The 2106-nt window shown below is 36.6% G+C and carries 4 protein-coding genes; all 4 read left to right on the top strand.

The genetic code is table 11. The features are described 5' to 3' along the window. Positions 1-537: 537 nt before the first annotated feature. The 4 genes from PX482_RS21070 (at position 538) to PX482_RS21055 (ending at position 1843) form a co-directional block, all read left to right on the top strand. The gene (locus tag PX482_RS21070) at positions 538-735 is read left to right on the top strand and encodes a RelB antitoxin-like protein (RefSeq protein ID WP_002760112.1); all 198 of its coding nucleotides are present in this window, start codon (positions 538-540) and stop codon (positions 733-735) included. Further along, positions 732-986, top strand: coding sequence for a type II toxin-antitoxin system RelE family toxin (locus tag PX482_RS21065; protein WP_002760111.1), 255 nt, complete (start codon positions 732-734; stop codon positions 984-986). Before PX482_RS21070 ends, PX482_RS21065 begins: the two co-directional genes overlap by 4 nt. A gap of 108 nt (positions 987-1094) precedes the next feature. Beyond that, positions 1095-1514, top strand: a complete 420-nt coding sequence (locus PX482_RS21060) for a XisH family protein (RefSeq protein WP_002760109.1) — start codon at positions 1095-1097, stop codon at positions 1512-1514. Further along, positions 1502-1843 (top strand): XisI protein, encoded by a 342-nt coding sequence (locus tag PX482_RS21055; RefSeq protein WP_002760108.1) that lies wholly within the window; start codon positions 1502-1504, stop codon positions 1841-1843. The genes PX482_RS21060 and PX482_RS21055 overlap by 13 nt, the downstream gene beginning before the upstream one ends. Positions 1844-2106 lie beyond the last annotated feature (263 nt).

The following is a 2106-nucleotide window of genomic DNA, read 5'->3' as shown; positions in this document are numbered from 1 at the left end:
GTCCTTGACTTGTTTTAGTTTTTCTATTAAGCTCAACATATCTTTCAAAAGTTCGCGTTCACTTCTCATTTTACCTGACAGTGATCGCTTTTCCTTTTGATATTCTGATGGGAGAATGAAACAGCCCTACCCTTATCAAGGGGGGCAGGGGGGATCGGCACCCCCCTTATCAAGGGGGGCAGGGGGGATCGAACCTAAAATCCATTTTTAATTTAATTATAACCAGCTACTTAAGAAGTATAAAGATGACATAATTAATTATTCCGAATATTGGTATTTAGGCATTATTATAGCATTCCAATTTTCTAAAGTCAAACCCTCAACTCTAGCTAAATTAATACCATTAGTTTGTAGAATAGGAAATACTTTTTAATCTTTAATTCTTAGGATAAGTTGAGGTATAGTTTCTCATCTTAACTTTAAGTGGAGCGATCGCTGTTTTATTAAGTTTGAGAAAGGCGATCGCTGTTGAGTTGAGGATGAAGGAGAAATTTGAGCTATAATAGGGGATAAAATTAACAAACAAGGTAATTATCAATGCCATTAAAGCAAAAGTATATTACTGATGAACAGGGTAATCAAATCGGTATTCTTTTAGATATAGAGGAATATCGAAAACTCCTAGAAGATTCTGAAGAATTGAATGCTATTAGAGCCTATGATTTAGCTATTTCGGAAGAGGAAGAAATTCCTTTTGAAGAGGCGATCGCCGAAATTGAAAATAGTCGTCAATGAATTACACTATTGCGATTAAAAAACAAGCTTCTAAGGCTTTAGCTAATCTTCCCCAAGATAGTTATCAGAAAGTTCGAGACGGGATTAGAGCATTAGCTGACAATCCAAGACCAGCAGGGTGTCTCAAACTGACAGGACGAGAAGGCTGGCGGATTCGGATTGGAGTTTATCGCGTTATTTACGCGATAGATGATTCCGCAAAAAAGGTGATTATTTTAGATATTGGACATCGAAAGGACATCTACCGATAGGCGATCGCGTTTTTAATAAAAATTTGGAAGAGGCGATCGCTATTTTACTGTGAGAAGAGGAGGGCGATCGCTTATAATAAATCCAGTGATCAAAATAGAAGGAGGCAAATGCCAGCAAAAGACCTCTATCACGAAGCCGTTAAAAATGCCTTAATTAAAGACGGCTGGACAATTACGGCTGATCCTTATCCTATTGAATATGAAGACGCTGAATTGTATCCAGACCTGGCGATCGAGAAATATATTTCCGAAGAACAAAGACAACGTAAAATTATCATTGAAATTAAAAGCTTTCTTGGCCCTTCAATGATGAAAGACTTTGAAATGGCTTTGGGACAATATATTTTTTATCGTGATCTCATTCAATTAGGACAAGATGAATACCAAGAAATCTATCTGGCTATCAAAGATGAAATTTATGAGACTTTTTTCCAACGAAAATCTATTCAAGCCGTTATTAAAAGACACCAATTAGATTTATTAGTTGTCAACATCGAAAAAGAGGAGATTGTCCAATGGATAAACTAACTAACTATCGCCAAATTATTCAAAATACCTTAACAAAGCTAGACGAAATTGCGAATAGCTCATCCAAAAAAAAACTAGAAACCTGTTTGATTTTTGATGAAAATCATGATCATTATCTATGGATGTCTATTGGTTGGATAAACAAAAAGAAAATCAACAATATTCAGATTCATATTCGTATTAAAAATGAAAGAGTTTATATTGAACAAGATTGGACAGAAATAGGAATCACCTCTCAATTATTAGAAGCAGGGATTCCCAAAGAAGATATTGTTTTAGCATTTCATGATCCTGCAAGTCGTGAATTAACAGAATTTGCTATTGCTTAATCAGGGGCGATCGCTGTTTTACTGTGTAGATAGGAGAAAGCGATCGCATTTTTAGCTGAGGTTAAGAGGAGAAACCGTCATCGGTCCCTGGTCTCCTTACTCTTAGATTACTCCAAAGCCTTACATTAGATTGAAACAATCTGAATTTCCCTGACTCGGTGCATTGGTTTGGTTGGCTTTTCGGTGGTGATTAGTTCATCAGCTTGAATTTGCAGCGCAGCAGCAACATGAAGTGCATCCATCGCCGCTAAACCGTAAGTGCC

The sequence above is a fragment of the Microcystis sp. M53602_WE12 genome (assembly GCF_030065455.1).
Taxonomy (GTDB): domain Bacteria; phylum Cyanobacteriota; class Cyanobacteriia; order Cyanobacteriales; family Microcystaceae; genus Microcystis; species Microcystis aeruginosa.
This window is presented reverse-complemented; position numbering and strand designations above follow the sequence as displayed.

Bases quoted from the DNA above. Each gene is read 5' to 3' on its own strand.
- PX482_RS21065 (WP_002760111.1), top strand. From the start codon at position 732: ATGAATTACACTATTGCGATTAAAAAACAAGCTTCTAAGGCTTTAGCT.
- PX482_RS21070 (WP_002760112.1), top strand. From the start codon at position 538: ATGCCATTAAAGCAAAAGTATATTACTGATGAACAGGGTAATCAAATC.
- PX482_RS21060 (WP_002760109.1), top strand. From the start codon at position 1,095: ATGCCAGCAAAAGACCTCTATCACGAAGCCGTTAAAAATGCCTTAATT.
- PX482_RS21055 (WP_002760108.1), top strand. From the start codon at position 1,502: ATGGATAAACTAACTAACTATCGCCAAATTATTCAAAATACCTTAACA.